2 protein-coding genes are annotated in these 2,230 nt (G+C 71.7%); both read right to left on the bottom strand.

The annotated features are described in order from the left end of the window. A partial coding sequence (locus tag MSIMFI_RS27460; RefSeq protein ID WP_191500063.1) for a PE family protein occupies positions 1-676 on the bottom strand: 676 nt, incomplete at its 3' end. Positions 677-1,283: 607 nt separating this feature from the next. Then, the coding region (locus MSIMFI_RS27455; RefSeq protein WP_191500062.1) for a hypothetical protein at positions 1,284-2,230 on the bottom strand (947 nt) is incomplete at its 5' end.

Below are 2,230 nucleotides of genomic sequence, written 5' to 3'. Positions count from 1 at the left end.
CCCCACCGGCCCCACCATTGCCGAACAACAACCCGGCAGCCCCGCCGTTGCCGCCAGCCTGGCTGCGCGCACCTACCGCGCCATTGCCACCATTACCGATGAATATCCCGCCCGCACCGCCATCGCCGCCCGGGGTGGTCGCATCGGCCCCATCGCCGATCAGCGGGCGCCCCACCATCGCCTCGGCAGGCAAGTTGATCGCCGCCAGCATGCTTTGCTCCACCGCAGGCTCGTTGCCCGCCGCCAACACGCCTTGCTCCACGGCTTGCAATATCGCCTCGGCAGGCTCGTCGATCGCCGCCAGCACGCTTTGCTCCACGGCTTGAAACATCACCTCGGTAGGCTCGTTGATCGCCGCCAGCATGCTTTGCTCCACCGCTTGCAATGACGACACATTCGCCATCTCCGCAACCGCAAAGGCACGGCCCGCCTGGGTCACGTTCTGCACAAATTGGTCTTGGATCAGCGCGGCCTGCGCGGCCGCGGCCTGGTAGGCCTGGGCATGCTGACCGAACAGCGCCGCGATGGCCACCGACACCTCGTCCTGGGCCGCCGCCACGAGGCCAGTGATTGCCGATGCCGCCGCGCTGTTGGCTGCACTCAGCGAGGACCCGATGGAATTCACGCTAGCCGCAGCCGATATCAACACCTCGGGTATGGCGATCACGAATGACATTAGCGTTGCCTACTCTCCGAATGTGACGGGTGGGAAGCACCACCGGTTCATGCACACGTCGCTGTGTGTGACGACAAACCCGAGGCAGCGCAGCAAGACCACGTCCGCGCGATCAGCAACCCGAAGGCTTGCTCGAGCGTTTCTCGCCGTGCGCCGAGACATCGCTTGAAGCCGGTACGACAACTATTCGTTATCGAAATGACGAATAGTAAATGTACCTGAGGGTGGAAGACGTGCATCAGGATGTGGCAAACATCACCAAAGGTGGGCGCCTGCCACCGCCTGCCCGGCCACCACTGCCTCCACCGGATATGCCGGCATGGCCCACGCCAGCTAACGGGCCTGTGTCGCTGGTGCCGCCCTTGTTGCCTGTGCGGCCCTGGTTGCCTGTGTCGCCGAGGCCATCATGCGCAAAAGTACATCCCCCCACTGCGCTATCTGGATCGGCGCAGGCGTCGCGGGCCGCAGCCGGCTAAACCAAGCCCTTTCCGGTTCTTGTGACGTCGCTTTCCGTGAGGCTGGGCGAACCGTGGTGGGGGCATACCTGAGCGTGAATCGCCGGGATCAGCCGCGGGGGCTGCGGCATGCCAGCCAGATTTCGCCGTGATCAGCCGCCGCCGCCGCCCCCGCCGCCGCTGCCGCCGCCACCGCCTTCTTCACCAACGCGCGCGCCGCCGGGTTGGCCGGGCAGGCCCAGGCCACCTAGCGTGCCGTCGCCGCCTTTGCCGCCGTCGCCGCCGGTGCCGCCGCCGCCGCCGCTGCCGCCGCTGCCGCCGCTGCCGGTGCCACTGCCGGCGTTGCCGCCGCCGCCCCCGGCGCCCCCGGCGCCGCCGCCACCACCGGTGACCTGGTCGCCGGTGGATGCGAAGGTGGCGTTGTCGCCGCCGTTGCCGCCGGTGCCGCCGGTGCCGCCTCCGCCACCAGCACCGTTGGTGCCGCCCGTGGGGGCGCTGCCTCCGGTGCCGCCGGTGCCGCCTCGGCCACCAGCGCCACCTTGGCCACCGAAGCTAAAGTCGGAGCCGCTGCCGACGCTGCCTTTGTCGCCGTTGCCGCCGTTGCCGCCGAGGCCGCCTTTGCCGCCGGTGCCGGCGCTGCCGTTGGTGCCCCCGTCCCCGGTGCCGGCCAGCCCGGCAACGCCAGCCGCGCCGCCGGTGCCGCCCTGTCCGCCCGCGGCGCCGTCGCCGCCGTCGTTGCCGGTGTTGGTGCCGCCGGTGCCGCCGGTGCCGCCGTTGCCGCCGGTGCCGCCGGTGCCGCCGTTGCCGGCGGTGCCGCCGTTGGCGGCGCCGCCAGTGCCGCCCTGTCCGCCGGCGCCGCCGGTGCCGCCCTGATCGCCCGCTGTGGGGTTTGCAGCGCTGATCCCGGCGGTGCCGGTGTCGCCGTTGCCGCCGTTGCCGCCGAGGCCGCCTTTGCCGCCGGTGCCGGCGCTGCCCTTAGTCCCGGTGCTCCCGGTGCCGGGCTGCCCGGCAGCGCCGCCCGCCCCGGCTGCCCCGCCGGTGCCGCCCTTGCCGCCTGCGGCGCCGCCGCCTCCGCCGTCGCCGGCGTCGTTGCCGCCGG

The sequence above is a fragment of the Mycobacterium simulans genome (assembly GCF_900232995.1).
Taxonomy (GTDB): Bacteria; Actinomycetota; Actinomycetes; order Mycobacteriales; family Mycobacteriaceae; genus Mycobacterium; species Mycobacterium simulans.
This window is presented reverse-complemented; position numbering and strand designations above follow the sequence as displayed.